A 20,102-nucleotide genomic window follows, 5' to 3' on the forward strand; every position below is an offset into this window, starting at 1 on the left:
GGAATGATGGTCGGCGTGAGAGGATTTGAACCTCCGACCCCTGACACCCCATGACAGTGCGCTACCTGGCTGCGCTACACGCCGACGTGGTCAGCTTGGCTGACGGGGGCAGAGTCTATGGGGATGGCCTCTGCCTGTCAACACGAAATCTGCCCCCTCGGTTCGTTTGCCTGCTTTGTGATCTATTGGCGATCAAAGGTTAATCGCTTGCCCAAAAGTGCATCGTTTACCTGGCCGCCCTGATAGGCGATCTGGCCGTTGACCAGGGTGGTGTCGATGCTGCTGTGGAAGCGATAACCGTTGAACGGGGTCCAGGCGCAGTGATAGAGGATGTTGTCATCGTTCACCACATAGGGCTTGCCCAGATCGAGCAGCACCAGATCGGCATAGTAGCCCTCGCGGATGTAGCCGCGGTCCTCGATTTCATAGCGCTCGGCCACCGCATGGGAGGTCTTTTGCACGATCTTCTCCAGGGTGAAGACCCCGTTGTGGTAGAGCTCGAGCAGGGCCAGCAGGGAGTGCTGTACCAGCGGCACTCCCGAGGGGGCCTTGAAGTAGCTCTGCTGCTTCTCCTCCCAGGTGTGGGGGGCGTGATCGGTGGCGATGATGTCGAGCAGATCATCGCGCACCGCGTCGAGCAGGGCGCGCTGATCGGCCACCATCTTGACCGAGGGATTGCACTTGATCTGGCTGCCCAGGGTCTCGTAGTCCTCCTCGTTGAAGAAGAGGTGATGAACACACACCTCGGCGGTGATCTGCTTGCTGCGCAGCTCTTTGACGTCGTGGCTCGGGGTGAACAGGGACAGCTCCTTGGCAGAGGTCAGGTGCAACACATGCAGCTTGGCCCCGTGCTCCTTGGCCAGCGCCACCGCCAGCGACGAGGAGCGATAGCAGGCCTCGTCACTGCGAATATGGGCGTGCTCGCGCATCGGCACCTGCTCGCCCCAGCGCTCGCGAGCGGCCTGCTCGTTGGCGGCGATGGTGGGCGTGTCTTCACAGTGAGTCACCAGCAGCACCGGGCTCTCGCGGAAGATGGCGGCCAGGGTCTCCTGATTGTCGACCAGCATGTTGCCGGTAGAGGAGCCCATAAAGATCTTCACGCCACAGTTGCGCTTGGGATCGAGGCGCTTGATCTCCTCGAGGTTATCGTTGGTGGCGCCCAGATAGAAGCTGTAGTTGGCCACGGAGGAGTGCTCGGCGATGGCGTACTTGGCCTCGAGCGCCTCGATGGTGGTGGTCTGGGGATTGACGTTGGGCATCTCCATGAAGCTGGTGGTGCCACCGGCGACGGCGGCGCGGGATTCGCTTCGAATGGTGCCCTTGTGGGTCAGGCCCGGCTCACGGAAGTGAACCTGATCATCGATCATGCCGGGGATGAGGTGCTTGCCCTTGGCGTCGATCACCACGGCGTCGGCGGGGGTCTCGATATGGGGGGCGATACGGACGATGCGCTCCCCTTCGATCAGGACGTCGGCGGCGTAGATCTTTCCTTCATTGACCAAAGTGGCCTGGGAGATAAGCAGCTTGTTCATGGGGGGTCCAGTTCCTTTGCAGAAGATCGCGCGTCATAATACCCGAAACCCGTTTACTGCTGTAGGCAAGAGATAGTGATGAAATTATTCGTAAGAGACCTCACCGTGATTGACTCCAGCTACCTGTGCGAGCGTCGTGGCATGGTAGGCGAGAGCTGGCTGGTGGATATAGAGCTCGGCGGTGAACTCAACGAGATGAGCATGCTGCTCGACTTTGGCCGGGTCAAAAAGCTGATCAAGGCGATCATCGATCGGGAGGTGGATCACAAGTTGCTGGTTCCTTCAGACAATGACCTGCTGCGCCGCGCCGAGGGTGCCCCGGGCGAGCTGACCGTCGACTGGCTGCGACCGGGGCGCTCTATCCACCTGCGTTGTCCCGAGCAGGCCTTTGCCTTCATCCCGGGTGATCAGGTCGACAGAGAGAGCCTGACGGCCTACCTGATGCAGATCCTGGCGCGAGAGTTGCCGGGTAACATCAAGGATCTCACTCTGACTCTGCGTCATGAGAAGATCGACGGCGCCTTCTACCACTACAGCCACGGGCTTAAAAAGCACGACGGCAACTGCCAGCGCATCGCTCATGGCCACCGCTCTCCCATCGAACTGCACGTGGACGGTGAGCGCGCCCCCGAACTGGAGGCCGCCTTCGCCGAGCGCTGGAGCGACATCTATCTGGGCACCGACGAGGACCGGGTGGCCCTCGAGAGCCTGACCCTGAGCCCTCATGCTGCCGTCGTGACGCCCGAGAGCCACATCGGTTTTGCCTATGAGGCGCCCCAGGGCCGTTTCGAGTTGGCCATGCCCCATGCCGAGGTGGAGATGATTGACACCGACACCACGGTCGAGTTGCTCGCCCACTACATCGCCCGTGAGGTGAAAAAAGAGGTGGGGGAGAAGTTTCTCAAGGTGGTCGCCTACGAGGGGGTCGGCAAGGGGGCCATCGCCTGGGCGTGACCCGGATTATTCAACGCTGGCCCAGGCGTTGGCCGCAACGTCATTTAGATAAGCACTATTTGACTGATTATTCATAAAGGCTACCTGAGTCGGGGAGAAAGGCTGTGCTAAGCCCAGCGTCTTCCAGTCCTTATAGGGGTGGCTTGTAATAGCAAGAGGGAGGCATCATGCCTCCCTCGTTTTTTAGCCCTGATGCAACGTGGGCTGGCACTCAACTTCCCTTAACTGAACAACGTTGCGGCCTTGGCCGGTTTTTTTCCGGGCCGCTAGAGGGCAACGTGCAGCAGCAGGAATAGAGAGAGGCTCGCCAGGGTCGCCAGTAGCACATGGCGGGTTCGCCAGGCGAGCAGTGCCGCACACAGGGCGCCCAGGAGATAGGGACTGGCCGGGCTTATGGCCAGCTCTCCCTCGGGCACAAACACGATCGGGCCCCACAGGGCGGTGAGTACCGCCGGCATGGCGTAGCCGAGCAACCGACGTGAGCGGGCTCCGAGGCGCACCGGCAGGGTTGGGGAGAGAAACAGGTAGCGGCTGGCAAACACCAGGGCGGTCATGGCGAGGATGGCCAGCAGGATCATGGACGTGCCTCCCCGGGCTCGGTGAGATAACCCACTACCATGGCGGCGGCGCTCGCCAGCATCATGGCCCCCTCCACTTGCCAGACGCTGAGCAGCACCGAGAGTACCAGGGCGGTGAGCATACACAGCAGCACTCCCCGATGCCTGATGGCGGGGACCGTGATGGCAATAAAGGTGGCGGCGACCACAAATTCCAGACCGAGATCCTTCATCCAGGGCAGCTGGCTGCCCGCCACCATGCCGAGCAGGGTAGCCAGGTTCCAGATGAGGTAGAAAGAGAGGCCGGCACCGAGGGCATACCAGCGATCGAAACGCTTGGGCCCATGGTGACCGCACAGGGCGAACAGCTCATCGGTGAGCAGAAAGCCGAGCGGCAGGCGCCAGCGCAGGGGCAGGGGGCTTATAGCCTCGCGCATGGCCAGGCTGTAGAGCAGGTGGCGTGAGGTAATAAAGAGGGTAGTGAGCAGCAGGGTGGCGATCCCGGCCCCTCCCTTGATAAGGCCCATGGCGGCGAGCTGGGCGGCGCCGGCAAACAGGATGGCCGACATGGCCTGGCCCTCCCAGGGGGTGAGGCCACACTCGATGGCAAACGAGCCGGCGAGGATCCCCCAGGGGAGCACGGCGACCGAGAGGGGGAGCATGGCCAGGGTGCCCTGGCGCAAGCGGATGGTGGGGTGGGTCATGATGGATCTCCTTGATAACCTCACCATCCTCTCAACCGCTGAGTCCCCTGCCTTGTACCTTATTGCTGGTGTGGATCGGCGCCCCCCGCAGCCCGTGCTGGGCCACATATTGGCCCGGGGTGATCCCCATGGCCTTCTTGAAATGCCGGTGCAGGTGGCTCTGATCGTGAAAACCGCATGCCTGAGCGGTATCGGCGATGGGCAGACCGGCGCGCAGCAAGCCGCGGGCTCGGCGCAATCGCACCTGGGTCTGATAGGCGTGAGGCGGCAACCCCACCTGCTTGCCAAAGCTGCGCACCAGGTGGTAGGGGCTGAGCCCCGCCAGCTCGGCGAGGCGCTGCAGGGCGATCTCCTCGGCCGGGTGGGCATCCAGATAGTCGCGCACCAGACGGATCTGGCGCTGGGCCTCGCTCTGGGGGGAGGGCCGGGCCCGGCCGTGGCGACACACCAGATTGACCAGAAAGCCATAGACAAGGCTCTCGCGCAGCAGCAGGGGCTGGCCCTCACCGGCCAGGGTGTCAAATACCAGGGTCAGTTGGGTGGCCAGGGCCGGATCGTGCACCACGGGTTCACGAAAGTAGGGGGGCATGCCATTGCCGAGTCCCAGGTCCCGGCCGATGGCGGCAAATTGCTCGGGCAGGGGGTACATGGCACGGTATGACCAGCCCCCTTCGCTCGCCGCATCCCCGGTGTGCACATCGTCGGCGTTGACCAATATGATGTGCCCTGTCGGTGCCAGGTGATCGGCGCCGCTGCGAAAGAAGCGCTGGGTGCCTCGCTCCACCACGCTGATGGTGTACTCCTCATGCACATGGCGCGAGAAGCACTGGGTCGCAAAACTGGCGTCGAGCAGGGGCAGGCCACCGAGTTCGTCGGTAACCCGATAGTGGGCGTGCTCGATGGGCGAGAGATCCTGATGGTGCATGGGAGTCGTGGCTGATTCGAAAATCACCACTCTATCAGCACAGAGGGGGCCGGGCTTGCACAAAATTGCGCTCCGGCCAAAAAGAAAACCACCGCCGAAGCGGTGGTTTATGAGGGTTCACATCACCTTGCTTAGAACAGGGTGGTGGAGAGGTTGTAGAGCTCCTGATCGAAGGGGCGCTTCATGTTCTCGATGCAGTCGATGATGTCGTGGTGCACCAGCTCGTTTTTCTGGATCCCGATGCAGCGGCCACCCTGGCCCTCTATCAGCAGCTCGACGGCATAGGCGCCCATACGGCTGGACATGATGCGATCGCGGGCAGTCGGGGCTCCGCCACGCTGGATGTGGCCCAGGATGGTAGCGCGGGTCTCGCGGCCGGTCATGGCCTCGATATCCTTGGCCAGGGCGTTCACATCGGTGACGTGCTCGCAGATGGTGATGATGGCGTGCTTTTTACCTTTGGCTTCACCGGCGCGGATCTGCTCGAGCAGCTGCTCCTTGTCGAAGGCCACTTCCGGCACGATCACATACTCGGCGCCACCGGCGACGGCGGCAGACATGGCCAGATCGCCGCAGTGGCGACCCATGATCTCGACCACGGAGATGCGATGGTGGGAGCTGCAGGTGTCACGCAGACGGTCGATGGCATCCACCACCACGTTCAGGGCGGTGTCAAAGCCGATGGTGAAGTCGGTACCGGCGATGTCGTTGTCGATGGTGCCGGGCAGACCGATGCAGGGGTAACCCATCTCGGTCAGCTTCTTGGCCCCCATGTAGGAGCCGTCACCGCCGATCACCACCAGGGCGTCGATACCGTGTTTTTTCAGGTTTTCGATCGCCTCGGCGCGCACTTTCTCCTCCTTGAAGGCGGGGAAGCGGGCGGAGCCGAGGAAGGTGCCGCCACGGTTCACCACGTCGGAGACGCTGTGGCGCTCGAGCTTGACGATGCGGTCCTGGTGCAGGCCCAGATATCCGTCCTGGATACCATAGACCTCGAGCCCGTGATGCAGGGCGGCGCGCACCACGGCGCGGATGGCTGCGTTCATACCCGGGGCGTCGCCACCGCTGGTCAGTACACCAATACGCTTGATCTGTTTGGTCATTGTCTGCCTCTGGATCTGAGTTTACGAATCAGGATAGCCTGTTTTTATTGGCTTCGGCTTTCCCATGGGTCAGTGGGGGAGGCCCATGGGGAAGCCGGCAAGAGGGGGCACAGGCCCCCTCTTTTATAGACGCTTACTTGGCAGCGCCGGCGATGATCTGGGAGAAGTCTTCCACCTTCAGGGAAGCGCCACCCACCAGGCCACCGTCGATGTCCGGCTGACCAAACAGGTCGGCGGCGGTTGCACCGGTTACGGAGCCACCGTAGAGGATCTGCACCTTGGCGGCGATGTCGGCGTCGAAACCGGCCAGGTATTGACGGATGTGGGCGTGCACGGACTGGGCGATCTCGGGGGTCGCGGTCTTGCCGGTGCCGATGGCCCATACCGGCTCATAGGCGATGACGGCGTTGGCGAAGGAGGCGATGCCGCAGCGATCGATGACGGCCTTGAGCTGGGTCTCGACGACGGTGTTGGTCACACCGGCTTCGAATTGCTCCAGGGTCTCACCGATGCAGAGTACCGGAACCAGGCCCGCTTTCTGGATGGCTTCGTACTTGGCGGCGACCACGGCATCGCTCTCGGCGTGCAGGGTGCGGCGCTCGCTGTGGCCAACCAGGGAGTAGGCGCAGCCAAACGCTTTGAGCATGACCGGGGAGTTCTCACCGGTGAAGGCGCCGGCTTCGTGAACGTCGGCATTCTGGGCGCCGTAGGCGATCTTGGTGCCGGCGGTCAGTTGCTCGACCTGGCCCAGGAAGATAACCGGGGGGCAGACGGCGACCTGAACGGAGGGGTGGGCGGCGGCGGCCGGGGCCAGACCCTTGATCAGGGCTTCTACAGAAGCCTTGGTGCCATTCAGTTTCCAGTTACCCATTACCAGATGCTGTCTCATTTCTTCTTCCTTCTGAGATGTTTGACTGCGGGCCATTATAAGAAGTGAACCGGAACCAAGATAGCCGCGTCGACGGCAATTGACGTAATTTTTTTTCGTTTTACCTGATCCAGGTCAGTTTCCAACCCCTTGATTGTTCACTCGTTGCTCTGTCCGCGCAGGCGGCTCCAGAGCTGACCGATCCACTCGTGCAGGGCCGCCTCCGAGTACATCAGATAGCGCCCCTTGGGGAGGTAACTATAGAGGGGAAGTGGCGCCTGGCTCTCCTTGGCGGTGAAGTCGGTGGGGGCGGGGATGGGGGTCATCCCCTCGGCCCGATAGAGGGCCAGGGCTCGGGGCATATGGGTCGCTGAGGTGACCAGTGCCACCTGCTGACCGGTCAGGGCGCGGGCGATGGAGACCGCCTCGTCGTGGGTGTCTTTGTTGTTTTCAAACAACTGCATTCGAGTGCGGGGTATCCCCAGACTCTCCGCCATACGGGCATTGACCTCGGCGTTGGAGAGGGGATCCCCTGCCGCATAACCCGAGAAGATGAGGGTTGCCTCGGGGTAAGCCTTGGCCAGACGCACCCCCTCCAGGGTGCGCGCCAGGGCGATATTGTTCTGCCAGCTGGTGAGGGGAATGGCCGGATCCGAGACATGGCCGTTGCCAAGCACCACGATGGCATCGATGCGGGGATGTTCGGCCACCGCGAAGGGAGGGTTGGCCTGCTCAAGGGGGCGGGCCAGCTCGACACTGACCGGGCGCAGGCCAAAGGTGGCGATCACCACCAGTGAGAGGGTCGCCAGCAGCTTGCCGCTCTTTTGAAAGCGGGTGAACCAGAGCAGCAGCAGGGCCAGCAGCAACAGGGAGAGGCCAAAGGGAAGCGGCATCAACAGATGACCTATCCATTTTTTGATGACGAACACGGGGTGGAGTCCTCGGGTTTTGACGAACCGCACGAGTATGCCAGAATAGCGGACTTTTGGAATTGGCCCGACCGGGCCCGTTTTCGAGTCAGTTTCTTGAAGCACGATCAGAGTTTCGACGGGCGCGCCGACAAGTTCGCCCGCAATATCTACGACTCCAGCAAGGGACGCATTCGCACCACAGTGGTGTGGAGCGATCTGGAGGCCTGTCTCGCTCGCCTTGGGGACCGCCCCCTGCGCATCCTCGATGCGGGCGGTGGCTTTGGTTTCTTTGCCCGCCGTCTGGCCGCCCTGGGTCATCAGGTGACCCTGTGCGATCTCTCCGCCGAGATGCTGGCTATGGCCCGCGTCGCCATCGAGGAGGAGGGGCTGACCGACAGGATTCGTCTCATTCACTGCCCCATTCAGGATCTCAAGAGCCAGGTGACCGGCCCCTTCGATCTGGTGCTCTGCCACGCCGTGCTCGAGTGGCTGGCCGAGCCGCGCCAGACCCTGCTCGGCCTGTTTCCATTCCTGGCGCCCGGGGGCATACTGTCGCTGCTTTTTTACAACCGCCACGGTCTCTTGTTTCAGAGCCTGGTGGTGGGGAATTTCGACTACGTGAAGGCGGGGCTTAGCAAGAAGCGCCAGACCGCCCTGACGCCCACCAATCCGCAAATCCCCGAGCAGGTCTATGACTGGGTCGGGCGCGGAGGCTTGAAGATCATCGGCAAGACCGGGGTGCGCGTCATTCACGATTACATGCGTCACAAGGAAGATCAGACCGGCAAGTTCGAGGACCTGCTGGCCATGGAGCAGCACTACTGCCGGCAGGAGCCTTTCGTCTCCCTCGGCCGCTACATCCATGTGATGGCCCAAAAGCCCCTGTGAGTGCGCATTGGCAAGATAACAACACGAGATGACCTCATGACCAGTACCACCCGCCTTTCGGCCGAGCCGGCTTACGCCGGTCGCTCCCTGCCCGACACGGTCGGCTGGGTGCGCCAGGAGGGGCTTGCGCTGCAGCTGCCGACCGACCGACTGGCCTTCCTCGTCGCCATCAAGACCCTCGCCGAGGAGGAGTCCGATCTCGGTGAAGCGGCCCTGCACGACGCCTTCGGCTATGTAAGCAGTGCCTTCGGCCAGATGGACGAGACCCTCTCGTCCCGGGCCAACAATGCCATCAACGATCTCATTCGCCAGCAACTGCTGTCGCGCTTCACCACGGATCCGGTGGCGGGCGAGAGCCTCTATCGCCTCTCACGCCTTGGGGTCGCCATCGTCGACTTCTTCCTGGAGAGCCGCCAGGTGGACTCCATCAAGCTCTCTATCTTGCTCGAGCACCTGGCCGCCGAGCTCGACAAGGCGCGCACCGCAGCGCTCGAGACCAACACCCGGGAGCAGTGGGAGGCCGAGGTGTTGCCGCGCCTGACCTTCTCGCTCGAGGAGACCATGGAGCGCATCGATCTCACCCAGCGCGCCATGGATGAGCAGCAAAGCAAGGTCAAGGAGGAGATCGCCGCCCTGTTGACCCAGGACTGGATGGACGCCATCCACAGCTGCGAGAAGTTGCTGCGTGAGACCGGCCAGACCCTGCGCGAGCTGCAAGACACCCTGGACGCCGCCGGCCACCGGCTGCAAGAGGGGCTGCTCAATATCCAGGAGGCGGCCCAGGGGCGCGACGATCTGTTCCATGTGGAGGAGCTGACCCACGCCCTGCAGGGGCGTTTGGACGTCATCACCAGCTGGGGCCAGCAGTGTATCGAGCTCTGGTCCCGCTATGACCGCCACGTGCACAAGTTTATCCGCACCGCCATCGACATGGACAAGAACCGCGCCTTCAGCCAGCGGCTGCGGGAATCCATCCGCCAGTTTGAGCAGCACAACTGGCTGCTGCGCATCGCCGAGGAGCCGCGCCTGCTGGAGCTGCGCGACGAGACCATCGCCATCCACGACGAGGAGGTGACCGGCGAGGTGCCTGCCGAGCTGGAGTTTCAGGAGGTGGTCGACATCAGCGCCGAGCTGGCCGAGCGTATCGGGCGCCATCTGGTGCGCTACAAGGCGTCGGGGCTGCCCCTCGATCTGGCCGAGGTGCTGCGCGAATACCTGGAGGAGTTCCCGGCTCACGCCCACTTCGATGTGACCCGCCTGCTGGTGGATCAGGCGGTGCGCCTCGGTCACAGCAGCGAGCTCACCCCCCATGCCCAGCCGGGCTGGAAACCCGTTAACCAACATGGATCCAAGGTTCAGGCCTATGTCATCGACCAATATTGATTTTCCCTTGCCGCTGCGACTGGCAGAGGCGATCGCCAACCCCTTGTTTCCGCGTATCGACACCGCCCTGCGCTCGGGCCGCCATATCAGTGCCGACGAGTTTGAGCAGCACAGCGTATTGATCGACTATCACCTGGAGTTCGAGCTCTTCTATGGCCGCTACCAGGTCGAGCTCATCAAGGCTCCCGAGGGCTTCTTCTACCTGCGCCCGCGCCCGAGCGCCGACATCGGCACCACGGTTCTCTCCGAGCTCGACATGCTGGTGGGCAAGGTGCTCTGTTACCTCTACTTGAGTCCCGAGCGGCTCGCCTCCGAGGGGGTCTTTGCCATGGCCGAGCTGCAGGAGGAGATCCTGACCCTCAGTGACGAGAAGCAGCTGCTGCGCATGGTGAGCAGCCGCACCGGCGGCACCGATCTCGACAAGAAGAAGCTACTCGAGAAGATCCGCACCTCCCTGCGTCGTCTGCGTCGTCTGGGCATGGTCACCGCCCTTGGCAACGGCGACAAGTTCAAGGTTAACGAGTCGGTGTTCCGCTTCGCCGCCGATGTGCGCAGCGACGAGGATCCGCGCGCCGTGCAACTGCGCATGATCCAGGAGGGGGAGGCCATCTTCCACGACGACGAGCTGCCCAGCAGCGAGAGTCTGTTTGAGGATGTCGAGGCGGATCTCGACGAAGAGCAACTGGATCTGGAGGTATAAGTCGTGCGCGGTAAGTTCAAATCCCTGACCATGGTCAACTGGAACGGCTTCTTCGCCCGAACCTTCGATCTCGACCAGCTGGTCACCACCCTCTCCGGCGGTAACGGGGCGGGCAAGTCCACCACCATGGCGGCCTTTATCACGGCCCTCATCCCGGACCAGACCCTGCTTCACTTCCGTAACACCACGGAAGCCGGCTCCAGCAGCGCCTCTCGCGACAAGGGACTCTACGGCAAGCTGCAGCGCGGCCACTGCTACTCCCTGCTCGAGGTGAGAAACAGCCGCGAGCAGCGTATCTGGGTTGGCGTGCACCTCGAGCAGGTGGCCAACCGGGACAACAAGGTCAATATCACCCCGTTCGCCCTGGTGGATGTGCCTGAAGGGCTGGCCCCGACCGATCTGCTGCTGGAAAAGCTCGAGGACGGCAAGGGGCGGGTGCGTGCCTTTGCCGATCTGAAAGGGGCTGCGGTGCAGCTGGGCTCCCTCAAGGTGGCCAAGTTCAATTCGGTGACCGATTATCACAACTTCATGTTCGAGTTCGGTATCACCCCGAAAAAACTGCGTGACCAGAAGGATCGCAGCAAGTTCTATCGCCTCATCGAGGCCTCCCTCTACGGCGGCATCTCGTCGTCGATCAGCCGATCCTTGCGTGAATACCTGCTGCCGGAGAACTCCGGCGTGCGCAAGGCGTTTCAGGACATGGAGGCGGCCATCTACGAGAACCGCCGCACCCTGGAGGCGATCAAGGAGACCCAGGGGCAGCGGGATCTGTTCAAGAACCTCATCACCGAGACCACCCACTATGTGGCCGCCGACTATGTGCGCAACGCCGCCGAGAAGGCCCGTCTCTCCGAGCTGGCCCTCAAGGCGAGATCCGAACTCTCGGACAAGCGCCGTCTGCTGGCCGAAGAGAAGCAGCGCGCCATCTATCTGGCCGACGAGGTGGATCAGCTCACCAACCGCGAGAAGCTCCTGACCGACGAGCTCGAGACCGCCGCCGAGCACCTGGGCAAGGTGATGGCCGCCGTGGCGCTCAAGAAGAAGATTGAGCTCTACCGCACCGATCTGCAGGAGCTGGTCGACAAACTCGAACAGCAAAGCGCCGTGGTCGAGGAGATCCAGGCCCGACTGCTCGATGCCGAGGAGCGCCGCGAGCGCGCCCTGGCCGAGGTGGACAGCCTCAAGACCCAGTTGGCGGACTACCAGCAGGCGTTGGATATCCAGCAGACCCGCGCCATCCAGTACCGCCAGGCGGTGCAGGCGATGGAGACCGCCCGCGAGCAGTGCGAGCTGGCCGATCTCGACGCCGGCAACGCCCATCAGCAGCTGGCCGCCCTGCGCGAGCGCGAGAGCCAGCTTACCCGCGCCGTGCTCGATGCCGAGCAGCAGCTGACCCTGGCCAAGACGGCCGCCAGCGACTACGAGCAGGCCCTGGAGCTGCTCCTTGGCGTGGCACCGGATACCGAGCGGGGCGACGCCTACGCCGTGGCCCAGCAGCTTGGCCGTCGCCTTATCGAGGAGCGTGCCCTGCTGGCGCAAGGGGAGGGGCTGCGCGCCGCCTTTGCCCGTCTCGAGAAGGAAGTGGCCGGCGCCGGGCAGCTCGGCAAGCTGGTGGCCCAGCTGGCCGAGAGCGGTGCCCGGGTGGAGGATGGCGACGAGCTGGCGCTGCTGCTCGAGGGGCTGCGCGCCCGCCGTGAGGAGCTCGACGACGAGGCCGAGGGGATCGCCCAGCGCCGCTCCGAGCGCCGCCACCAGAGCGAGCAGCTCGAGCGCGATATCAAGGCCCTCACCGCCCTGGCCCCGCGCTGGCTGCAGGCGAGCGACAAGCTCGAACAGCTGCGCGAGCAGAGCGGTCTGCCTCTTGCCTGTGCCGAGGAGATCTCCCTTGGCATGAGCCAGGTGCTGGCCGACGAGCGCCGCTTCGAGCAGGAGAGTCGCGACATACAGGGGCGCAAGCAGGCCATCGAGCGGCAGGTCAAAAACCTGCAACTGGGGGCCGGCGAGGCGGATTCGCGCCTGTCGCGCATCGCCGAGCAGGTGGGGGGCGTGCTGCTCTCCGATGTCTACGACGACATCTCCATCGACGACGCACCCTACTACTCCGCCCTCTATGGCCCGGCCCGCTGCGCCCTGGTGGTGCTGGATCTGGAGGGCGCCATCGAGCGTCTCAAGGCCCTCGACGACTGCCCCGAGGATATCTACCTCATCCAGGGCAATCCCGACTCATTCGATGAGGATCTGGTCGAGGCCGACGAGCTCGGCAACGCCGTGCTGGTGCGCACCAGCAAGCGCCAGGTGCGCTACTCCCGCTACCCCGAACTGCCCCTGTTTGGCCGTGCGGCGCGGGAGAAGCGCATCGAGCAGCTGGAGGTCGAGCGCGACGCCCTGATCGAGGCCTACGCCAAGGCGGCCTTCGAGCAGCAGAAATTTCACCGTCTCTATCAACACTTCAGCGACTTTGTCGGCGCGCACCTCGGCATCGCCTTCCAAGACGATCCCGAGCTCGAGATCGAGCAAAAGCAAGCCGCCCTACGCCAGCTGCAAGGGGTCGTGGGGGAGAGCGAGCGCGAGCTGCAATCCCTCAAGGGGGCCCAGGCCCAGGTCGCCCGTCAGCTGCAGTTGGCCCAGGCCATGCTGCCGCTGGCCCACCTGTTTGGCGAGCCGGTGGGTGAGAAGCTCGAGCAGGCGCGCGCCCAGATAGACCGTCTCGACGCCGCCCGCGACTTCGTGGCCCGCCACGGGGTTACCCTCGAAAAACTCGAGGCCCTGAGCCAGGCCCTGCGCCAGGATCCCCAGGGGCTCGCCGAGCTGCAGGCCATCTTCGATCGGGAGCACGGGGCGCTCTCCGAGCAGAAACGCCGCTGCTACCTGCTCGATCAGGTGGTGGCCCGCCTGCCGCACCTGGCCTATCAGGATGCCCAGGACCTGCTCGGCAAGGCCTCCGAGATGAGCGAGCATCTCAAGGCCAAGCTCAAGACCGCCGAGGTGGATGCCCGCGCCGCCGCTGAGCAGCACAAGCAAATCAGTGCCCAGCACACCGAGGCGCTGCAGGTGCGCACGGCCCTCAATTCCAGCGTCGAGGCCAAGGGCGAGACCCTGCGCGAGTTCGAGCAGGAGCTCGGCGCCATGGGGCTGACCCTGTCGGATGACATGGAAGAGAAGGCCCGCAGCCACAAGAAGGAGGTCGAGGAGTTGCTCATTCGCACCCGCTCCCGTCGCACCAGTGCCGAGGCCCAGCTGCAGGTGACCAAGCGCGAGATCGAATCCCTCGGCGGTCGCCTCAAGGTGGAGGGCAAGGACTACTTCGGTGCCCGCAAGGCCCTGGTCGGCCACAAGGCGAGCTGGTCGCGCGTGGTGCGCCTGGCCCGCGAGACCGACGTGGAGAAGCGCCTCAATCGCCGCGAGCTGGCCTATCTCGATGCCGACGACCTGCGCTCCATGTCGGACAAGGCCCTCGGCGCCCTGCGGGTGGCGGTGGCGCACGACGAGGACTTGCGCGACGCCCTGCGCCGCTCCGAGGGCAACCGCAGCACCGAGCAGAAGGTCGCCTTCTACGTGCAGGTCTACCGCTATCTCAAGGATCGCATCCGCAACGACATCATCCGCTCGGACGATCCGGTGGAGGCCATCGAGGAGATGGAGATCGAGCTGGCGCGCCTGGCCGACGAACTCAAGCAGCGGGAGAACCACCTGTCGCTCTCCTCCCATGAGGTGGCGGCCAAGATCACCAACATCATCCGCCGCGAGCAGAACCGCATCCGGGTGCTCAACCAGGGGCTGCAGAACATCGCCTTCGGTCTGGTGCGCGGGGTGCGCCTCAACGTCAACGTGCGTGAGGCTCACACCCGGTTGCTGACGGCACTCGCCGATCAGAGCGCCATGCACAACGATCTGTTCGCCGACAAGGAGCTCACCTTCTCCGAGGCGATGGCCAAGCTGTTCCAGCGCCTCAACCCGCAGGTGGAGCAGGGGGAGCGCAACTACCAGGTGATGGGGGATGTGCTGCTCGATTACCGCAACTACCTGGAGCTGGAGATCGAGGTGCTGCGCGGCGCCGACGGCTGGCTGCGCGCCGAGAGCGGCGCCCTCTCCACCGGCGAGGCGATCGGGACCGGTCAGGCCATTTTGCTGATGGTGCTCATCAGCTGGGAGGAGGAGTCCCGCCGCCTGCGTGCCAAGGACATCGCCCCCTGTCGCCTCCTGTTCCTCGACGAGGCGGCGCGCCTGGATGCCAAGTCCATCGCCACCCTGTTCGAGTTGTGCGAGCGCCAGGACATGCAGCTGCTTATCGCGGCGCCCGAGAACATCAGCCCCGAGAAGGGCACCACCTACAAGCTCATCCGCAAGGTACAGGGCAAGCACGAGCACGTGCACGTGGTGGGGCTGCGCGGGTTTGGTTTCACCGACGAGGCCGCCAGGCTCAGCGCCTGACGGGAAGTGAAATGATGCGGGGGGCCTTGGCCTCCCGCAGCGTTTGGGTAGCGCAACGAGGAGGAGAGGATGAGAGACGCGAGAGCCTGGCTATTGCTGGGCCTGTGTACGCTGCTGGCGGCCTGTAGCAGCAGCTACGACGAGGCCCACGGCGGCAGCTGGCGCGGTTATAGCGAGACCGGGCTGGCATCGTATTACGCCGATCGCTACCACAACCGGCGCACCGCCAGCGGTGAGCCCTACCGCAAGGAGCGCAGCACGGCGGCCCATCTGGTATTGCCCTTCGGCAGCCGGGTGAAGGTGACAAATCTGGCCAATGGCAAGAGTGTGCTGGTGCGCATCAACGACCGCGGGGCCTTCCCCGAGGGGCGTGTCATCGATCTCTCCCGCTCGGCCTTCTCTGCCATCGGCAACCCGGCGGACGGGCTGCTGCGGGTGCGTCTCGAGGTGATGGAGTAGGTTTCATTACAGGCCATTTCCGTTTGAATCAAGCATCCCATCGGGGGGAGAGGGGGGGAGTGGGGTTTGTTACCATGGGCAATACCCGCAGGATGGCGGGTAAGAATCCATAAGGAAGCCACATGCACCGTTTACTGCTCTACCCCCTCGCGGCCCTGTTGCTGGCCGCCTGTAGCTCGCCCGATCAGCGCTACGTCAGCCCCCCCCCCACCCTCAACGGGGAGCCTGTGGTCATCGAGGAGAGCGAGCTCGCCCGCTACTGGCTGGGTCAGACGCCCGATGTCTTCACTATCCCGACCAAGATGTTTCCCAAAGAGAAGATAATGACGAGCGGCAGGGTGATCATTCGCCCCCTGCTCGATGGGGCGGGGCAGCGACCGGCCGGCAACTACGTGGTGATCCGTCATCTCATCGACTCCAAAGGGGTGGCCTATAACCCCGAGTTTATCGACTCATCGGACAAGCGCCTGGAGTGGGTGGCCCTGAGCATGCTCTCCAAGCGCCACTATCAGGCGGCCAAGGAGAATCCCCGGGCCACACCGGTCATCGTCGATACCTGCTTCGAGATTGTCTACGACGAATGAAACGGGAGGCCTTGGCCTCCCGTCTGCTTCCTCCCCCCGGGTTTGTCAGGCAATGAGCCTGAAGCGGCTGACCAGCTCCTGCTGCCGCTCGGCCAGCTGATCGAGCTGCTGACTGGTTCCGGCCACCTGATCGATGCCCCGGTAGTTGAGATCCGAGATATCCGAGATGTGGTTGAGATTGGTCGCTATCTCGGCGCTGGTGGCCTGCTGCTGCTCGGCAGCGGCCGCAATCTGACTCGCCATGTCGTTGATCTGGGTGACGATCCCCTGGATCTCCTCCATGGCGCCGTTGGCATCGGAGCTCTGCTGCACACTCGCCTCCATCTCGCCGGAGCACTCTTCCATCTCCTTGACGGCGCGGGAGACCGCCTGTTGCAGCCCCTCGATCATGGCGTTGATCTCGCTGGTCGAGTCGCTGGTGCGCGAGGCCAGGTTGCGCACCTCGTCGGCCACCACCGCGAAGCCACGACCCTGCTCACCGGCCCGGGCGGCCTCGATGGCGGCGTTGAGGGCCAGCAGGTTGGTCTGCTCGGCGATACCCCGGATCACCTCGAGGATGTTGCCAATCTTGTTGCTCATGGTGCTCACCTCGGCGATCACCTGGCCCGCATGCTGAAGCTTCAGGGCCAGCTGGTGAGTGGTGGAGATGTTGCCGGCCATCACCTGACGCCCGATGCGCGAGGCGCGCTCGACCTCCTGCACCTGCTCCAGGCTCTGGTGCGCCGCCATGGCCACCTCGCGCACCGAGGCTTCCATCTGGGTCATGGCGGTGGCCACCGAGGCGGTCTCGGCGCGCTGGCGCTCGAGCTCGCCGCGCACCTTCTCGGCGGTGTGGCGGTTACTGTGGGCGGTGTCGGTGAGCTGGGTTGCGGCGCTCGCCAGCTGTCCCAGCACATCACCCATCTGGCTTATCAGCAGGTTCACCTGGCGGGCCAACTGGCCAAACTCGTTATGGCTCTGGAAGTGGACCCGGGCTGTCATCTCCCCCTGGGTGACGGCACCCAGGACGCTTAGCAGCTCTTGAAGCGGGCGGCGTATGGCCTTGCCAAGGCCCCAGGCGACCAGCAGGGCCAGCACAATGGCGGCGGCGATGGCCATCCCCTGGGTGATCCGGCTCTGGCTGAGAACCCCATCGGCGGCGGCGATACTCTGATCCATGATCTGGCGGCTCTCTCTGTCGACGCTGGCCAGGGTCTGCTGGACGGCGACCACCTGCTCCCCGGCGGCGCTGCGTTGGGCCTGCATGGCCGCCTGCTCGCGCATCAGGGCGAGGTATTGCACCAGCAGCCCCTCCTCGGCCGTGGTGTCACGCACGAAGGCGCGCACCTGGTGACCCAGATCGTTGTCGAAGTCGGGCAGCTCGTTTTCCAGATCCTTGACCGTGGCGTTAAACCCCTGGATCTGCATCTTGTTACGCTTGAGGGCGGCCTCGATGGCGCCGGTGGCGCTCTGGTTGAGGGCATCCATGGTGGAGAGTTCGATGGTCGAAAGCTGGGTGGTGAGCTTCTCGGCCAACATCTTGATGAAGCTGTCGTCGATAGTGATCATCATGTCGGCCAGGTTCTTCTTGAACTGGGGCAGGGTGACCTGAAACTGTCCCTTGGCCCGGTTCACCTTGGTCAGGCGCTCCAGCATGCTGCGGCGTTTCTCTGGCAAGGGGGCGGTCTGGCTCAGGTACTGCTCCAGCTGATTGGCAAGGGTCGCCAGGGGGGCGCCCAGTTGGGGATGGCTGGCGGCGGCCTGTTTAAGCTCGGCCAGAGCTGCCTGGGTGGCCTCGCGCTCCCGGGTGAGCCGGCTTATCTCCTCCTCAAGCACCTTGGGATCCGATTCGGAAAGGGTATCGCTCAGCCAGCGATGGGCCTCGAGCAGCACGATCTGGGTGCGAGCGCTGGCCTGCACCAGGGGCATGGATTGATCCGTGACCCGGGTCAGGGCGCCCTTGAGCTGCCCCTGGCTGAAGAAGGTGAGCGATGAGGCGCCGATCATCACCAGGATGAGGATGGCAAAGCCCAGATAGATGCGTTGCAAGATAGAAAGATTATTCAGTTTCATTATTGTGTTGTCCCGCTGTCACTGTGTCCCTGTCAGGGTTGTCGTTGCGACTATCGGCATTTTTAACAGTAAATCGAGCAGAAGTGACAAGGCTTGTCGCAGAAAGGGGGGCCAGGTCACACTTGCCCGAAAAGGTGGCGTCACAAGGCGCTTTCCTTTACCCTCACTGCACTGCCAACCCTTTGTTTTCAAGGAGTCTATCCATGGCCGAGGAAACCATTTTCAGCAAGATCATCCGCAAGGAGATCCCCGCCCAGATCCTCTATCAGGACGATCTGGTCACCGCCTTTCGTGACATCAGCCCCAAGGCACCGACCCATATCCTGATCGTGCCCAATGTCCTCATCCCCACCGTCAATGATGTGGAGCCCGAGCATGAGGCCGCCCTCGGCCGTCTCTTTACCGTCGCCCGCAAGCTGGCCGCCGAGGCTGGCATTGCCGAGGATGGCTATCGCCTGGTCATGAACTGCAACCGTCATGGCGGGCAAGAGGTCTATCACATCCATATGCACCTGCTGGGGGGCAAGTCCCTGGGAGCCCTGGTGAGCTGCTAAGGCAGCTCCTGTCGCCCCGCCTCTGGCAGGCGGTCGATCCTGTGCCGGCTTTTGCCCTAGCATAAGCACTCATGGCGGGGCAGTGGCTCCGCCATCTGTTTTTTACCAGGAGAGTAGGCAAATGAAGATGCGTCCCCTGATGCTGCTGACGGTCCTTCTGCTGGGGGGCTGTAGCGTCAACCCCTACAGCTGGCCCGGCAGCGAGAGTCAGCCACCGGCCCCGGTCAAGCCACTGCCCGGCAAGCCGCAACCCCCCGTTCAAAAGCCCGAGGTGAGCAAGCCCGCGCAGGCACCGACGGCTCTGGCACTGGCCATGGCCGACAGCTTTGTGCAGGCCCCCGAGGTGCAGCAGCTGGCACCGACCGCCCCTCTCTTGCTGCTTACGCCGCCCCAAAACGGTACCGGTGAGGCGGTCGATACCCGACTGATGGCCGACACCATGAGAAAACGGATCGCCAGCCGCACCGCTTTTCGCTTCGTCGATCCGGGGCAGGTGGCGGCCATCACGGGTCAGCTTGAGTATCAGCAGGGGGGGATGAATCCGGCCTCTCTGGTGCGTCTCGGGCGTCAGACCGGTGCCGGCTTCATGCTCTACGGGGACCTGGCCCGTGACGCAGGGCACTATCGCCTCACCATGAGCCTGATGGATCTGCGAAGTGGGGAGCTGCTCTGGAATGGCAGTCGTGCCGCCAGCCGCTGACTCTTTGCCGGCCGGACTGCCAGCCCCCTGGGATAAGGCCAGCGCCGCCCCCCTTGGCGGCGGGTTGACCAACCGTAACCTGTGCCTGCAGGCCGCCGATGGCCGCCGCGCCTTCTTGCGCATCGGTCACCCCTCGGCGGCGAACCTTGGCATAGATCGCCACCAAGAGTGGCGCCTCTATCGGCAGGCAGCCCAGGCGGGATTGGCGCCACCTTGCCTGTTTGCCGAACCCGGGAGGGGAATCCTCTTGCTCGAGTGGTGTGACGAGCCGAGCTGGGCCGAGTGCTCCCCGCAGCAGGCAGAGGCAACCGCTGCCCTGGCTCAACTGCTGGTGCGGCTGCATCGCCTGCCTCGGCCGAAGGTGCATATGGCCGTGCGTCCCCACGCCGAACGCTATCGCCATCAACTGCTTCGGATACCCGACTGGTTACTGGCCCTGGAGCGGCCACTATTGGCCTGCCACGAGCCCGATGAGTGCCGCTACGCCTGTCATCACGATCTCAACCCGGCCAATCTGCTTGGGCCGCGTCCCTGGGTGGTGGACTGGGAGTATGGCGCCGCGGGCCATCCGGGCTTCGAACTCGCCTCCATCTTGCGCACCCATGGCTGGAGCGAGGAGCGGGGCGACGAGCTGGAGGCTTGCTATCTGGCCGCCGGCGGGTCATGTTCTGAGCTCAGGTTTCGCCCCTTCTTGCCCTGGGTGGACTACATCGCCCTGCTCTGGGCTCTGGTGCGTCAGCAGCAGGGGGAGGCCATGAGCCACTGGATTGATAGCTATCGTCAACGACTGGAGTGAT

At 63.7% G+C, this 20,102-nt stretch carries 18 protein-coding genes and 1 tRNA gene; 10 read left to right on the plus strand and 9 right to left on the minus strand.

Going from position 1 to position 20,102, the window contains the following annotated elements; genetic code table 11:
* Positions 1-7 precede the first annotated feature (7 nt).
* Positions 8-84 (minus strand) — tRNA-Pro (locus AB5Y48_RS00325).
* A gap of 98 nt (positions 85-182) precedes the next feature.
* Positions 183-1,532: a dihydroorotase gene (locus AB5Y48_RS00330; RefSeq protein WP_368163398.1), complete on the minus strand. Its 1,350-nt coding sequence runs from the start codon at positions 1,530-1,532 to the stop codon at positions 183-185.
* A gap of 78 nt (positions 1,533-1,610) precedes the next feature.
* Between AB5Y48_RS00330 and AB5Y48_RS00335 the strand changes: the two genes are divergently transcribed.
* A complete protein-coding gene (locus AB5Y48_RS00335) occupies positions 1,611-2,486 on the plus strand; it encodes a 6-carboxytetrahydropterin synthase (protein WP_050667605.1) in 876 nt (291 codons plus the stop codon).
* A 266-nt stretch (positions 2,487-2,752) separates the two neighbouring features.
* Here AB5Y48_RS00335 and AB5Y48_RS00340 read toward each other — a convergent pair whose 3' ends face one another.
* From AB5Y48_RS00340 to elyC, 6 genes are all read right to left on the minus strand, one after another.
* Entirely contained in the window at positions 2,753-3,064 is a 312-nt protein-coding gene (locus AB5Y48_RS00340; protein ID WP_368163399.1) for an AzlD domain-containing protein, read from the minus strand.
* Positions 3,061-3,747 (minus strand): AzlC family ABC transporter permease, encoded by a 687-nt coding sequence (locus AB5Y48_RS00345; protein WP_368163400.1) that lies wholly within the window; start codon positions 3,745-3,747, stop codon positions 3,061-3,063. The genes AB5Y48_RS00340 and AB5Y48_RS00345 overlap by 4 nt, the downstream gene beginning before the upstream one ends.
* A gap of 31 nt (positions 3,748-3,778) precedes the next feature.
* Complete coding sequence (locus AB5Y48_RS00350; protein ID WP_368163401.1) at positions 3,779-4,672, minus strand: AraC family transcriptional regulator; 894 nt, start codon at positions 4,670-4,672, stop codon at positions 3,779-3,781.
* Positions 4,673-4,803: 131 nt separating this feature from the next.
* Positions 4,804-5,775 (minus strand): 6-phosphofructokinase, encoded by a 972-nt coding sequence (gene pfkA / locus AB5Y48_RS00355; RefSeq protein WP_050666942.1) that lies wholly within the window; start codon positions 5,773-5,775, stop codon positions 4,804-4,806.
* 133 nt (positions 5,776-5,908) lie between these two features.
* Positions 5,909-6,664 (minus strand): triose-phosphate isomerase, encoded by a 756-nt coding sequence (gene tpiA, locus AB5Y48_RS00360; protein ID WP_060585990.1) that lies wholly within the window; start codon positions 6,662-6,664, stop codon positions 5,909-5,911.
* 137 nt (positions 6,665-6,801) lie between these two features.
* Positions 6,802-7,572, minus strand: a complete 771-nt coding sequence (elyC, locus tag AB5Y48_RS00365; RefSeq protein ID WP_058628309.1) for an envelope biogenesis factor ElyC — start codon at positions 7,570-7,572, stop codon at positions 6,802-6,804.
* A 96-nt stretch (positions 7,573-7,668) separates the two neighbouring features.
* Between elyC and cmoM the strand changes: the two genes are divergently transcribed.
* The 6 genes from cmoM (at position 7,669) to AB5Y48_RS00395 (ending at position 15,999) form a co-directional block, all read left to right on the plus strand.
* Positions 7,669-8,442: a tRNA uridine 5-oxyacetic acid(34) methyltransferase CmoM gene (cmoM, locus tag AB5Y48_RS00370; protein ID WP_058628308.1), complete on the plus strand. Its 774-nt coding sequence runs from the start codon at positions 7,669-7,671 to the stop codon at positions 8,440-8,442.
* A gap of 36 nt (positions 8,443-8,478) precedes the next feature.
* Positions 8,479-9,825, plus strand: a complete 1,347-nt coding sequence (mukF, locus tag AB5Y48_RS00375) for a chromosome partition protein MukF (protein ID WP_058628307.1) — start codon at positions 8,479-8,481, stop codon at positions 9,823-9,825.
* Positions 9,806-10,525 (plus strand): chromosome partition protein MukE, encoded by a 720-nt coding sequence (gene mukE / locus AB5Y48_RS00380; RefSeq protein ID WP_058628306.1) that lies wholly within the window; start codon positions 9,806-9,808, stop codon positions 10,523-10,525. Before mukF ends, mukE begins: the two co-directional genes overlap by 20 nt.
* A 3-nt stretch (positions 10,526-10,528) precedes the next feature.
* Positions 10,529-14,956, plus strand: a complete 4,428-nt coding sequence (mukB, locus tag AB5Y48_RS00385) for a chromosome partition protein MukB (RefSeq protein WP_368163404.1) — start codon at positions 10,529-10,531, stop codon at positions 14,954-14,956.
* 69 nt (positions 14,957-15,025) lie between these two features.
* The gene (locus tag AB5Y48_RS00390) at positions 15,026-15,415 is read left to right on the plus strand and encodes a septal ring lytic transglycosylase RlpA family protein (protein ID WP_368163405.1); all 390 of its coding nucleotides are present in this window, start codon (positions 15,026-15,028) and stop codon (positions 15,413-15,415) included.
* A 122-nt stretch (positions 15,416-15,537) separates the two neighbouring features.
* Positions 15,538-15,999 (plus strand): hypothetical protein, encoded by a 462-nt coding sequence (locus tag AB5Y48_RS00395; protein ID WP_368163406.1) that lies wholly within the window; start codon positions 15,538-15,540, stop codon positions 15,997-15,999.
* A 45-nt stretch (positions 16,000-16,044) separates the two neighbouring features.
* Here AB5Y48_RS00395 and AB5Y48_RS00400 read toward each other — a convergent pair whose 3' ends face one another.
* Positions 16,045-18,051, minus strand: coding sequence for a methyl-accepting chemotaxis protein (locus AB5Y48_RS00400; protein ID WP_368163407.1), 2,007 nt, complete (start codon positions 18,049-18,051; stop codon positions 16,045-16,047).
* A gap of 203 nt (positions 18,052-18,254) precedes the next feature.
* Between AB5Y48_RS00400 and hinT the strand changes: the two genes are divergently transcribed.
* The 3 genes from hinT to AB5Y48_RS00415 all read left to right on the plus strand — a co-directional run bounded on the left by hinT (position 18,255) and on the right by AB5Y48_RS00415 (position 20,101).
* The gene (gene hinT, locus AB5Y48_RS00405; protein ID WP_050664790.1) at positions 18,255-18,605 is read left to right on the plus strand and encodes a purine nucleoside phosphoramidase; all 351 of its coding nucleotides are present in this window, start codon (positions 18,255-18,257) and stop codon (positions 18,603-18,605) included.
* 121 nt (positions 18,606-18,726) lie between these two features.
* Positions 18,727-19,305 (plus strand): penicillin-binding protein activator LpoB, encoded by a 579-nt coding sequence (locus tag AB5Y48_RS00410; protein WP_060586005.1) that lies wholly within the window; start codon positions 18,727-18,729, stop codon positions 19,303-19,305.
* Positions 19,280-20,101 (plus strand): choline/ethanolamine kinase family protein, encoded by an 822-nt coding sequence (locus tag AB5Y48_RS00415; protein WP_368163408.1) that lies wholly within the window; start codon positions 19,280-19,282, stop codon positions 20,099-20,101. Before AB5Y48_RS00410 ends, AB5Y48_RS00415 begins: the two co-directional genes overlap by 26 nt.
* Position 20,102: the final 1 nt, after the last annotated feature.

The sequence above is a fragment of the Aeromonas sp. R6-2 genome (assembly GCF_040908155.1).
GTDB lineage: Bacteria > Pseudomonadota > Gammaproteobacteria > Enterobacterales > Aeromonadaceae > Aeromonas > Aeromonas schubertii.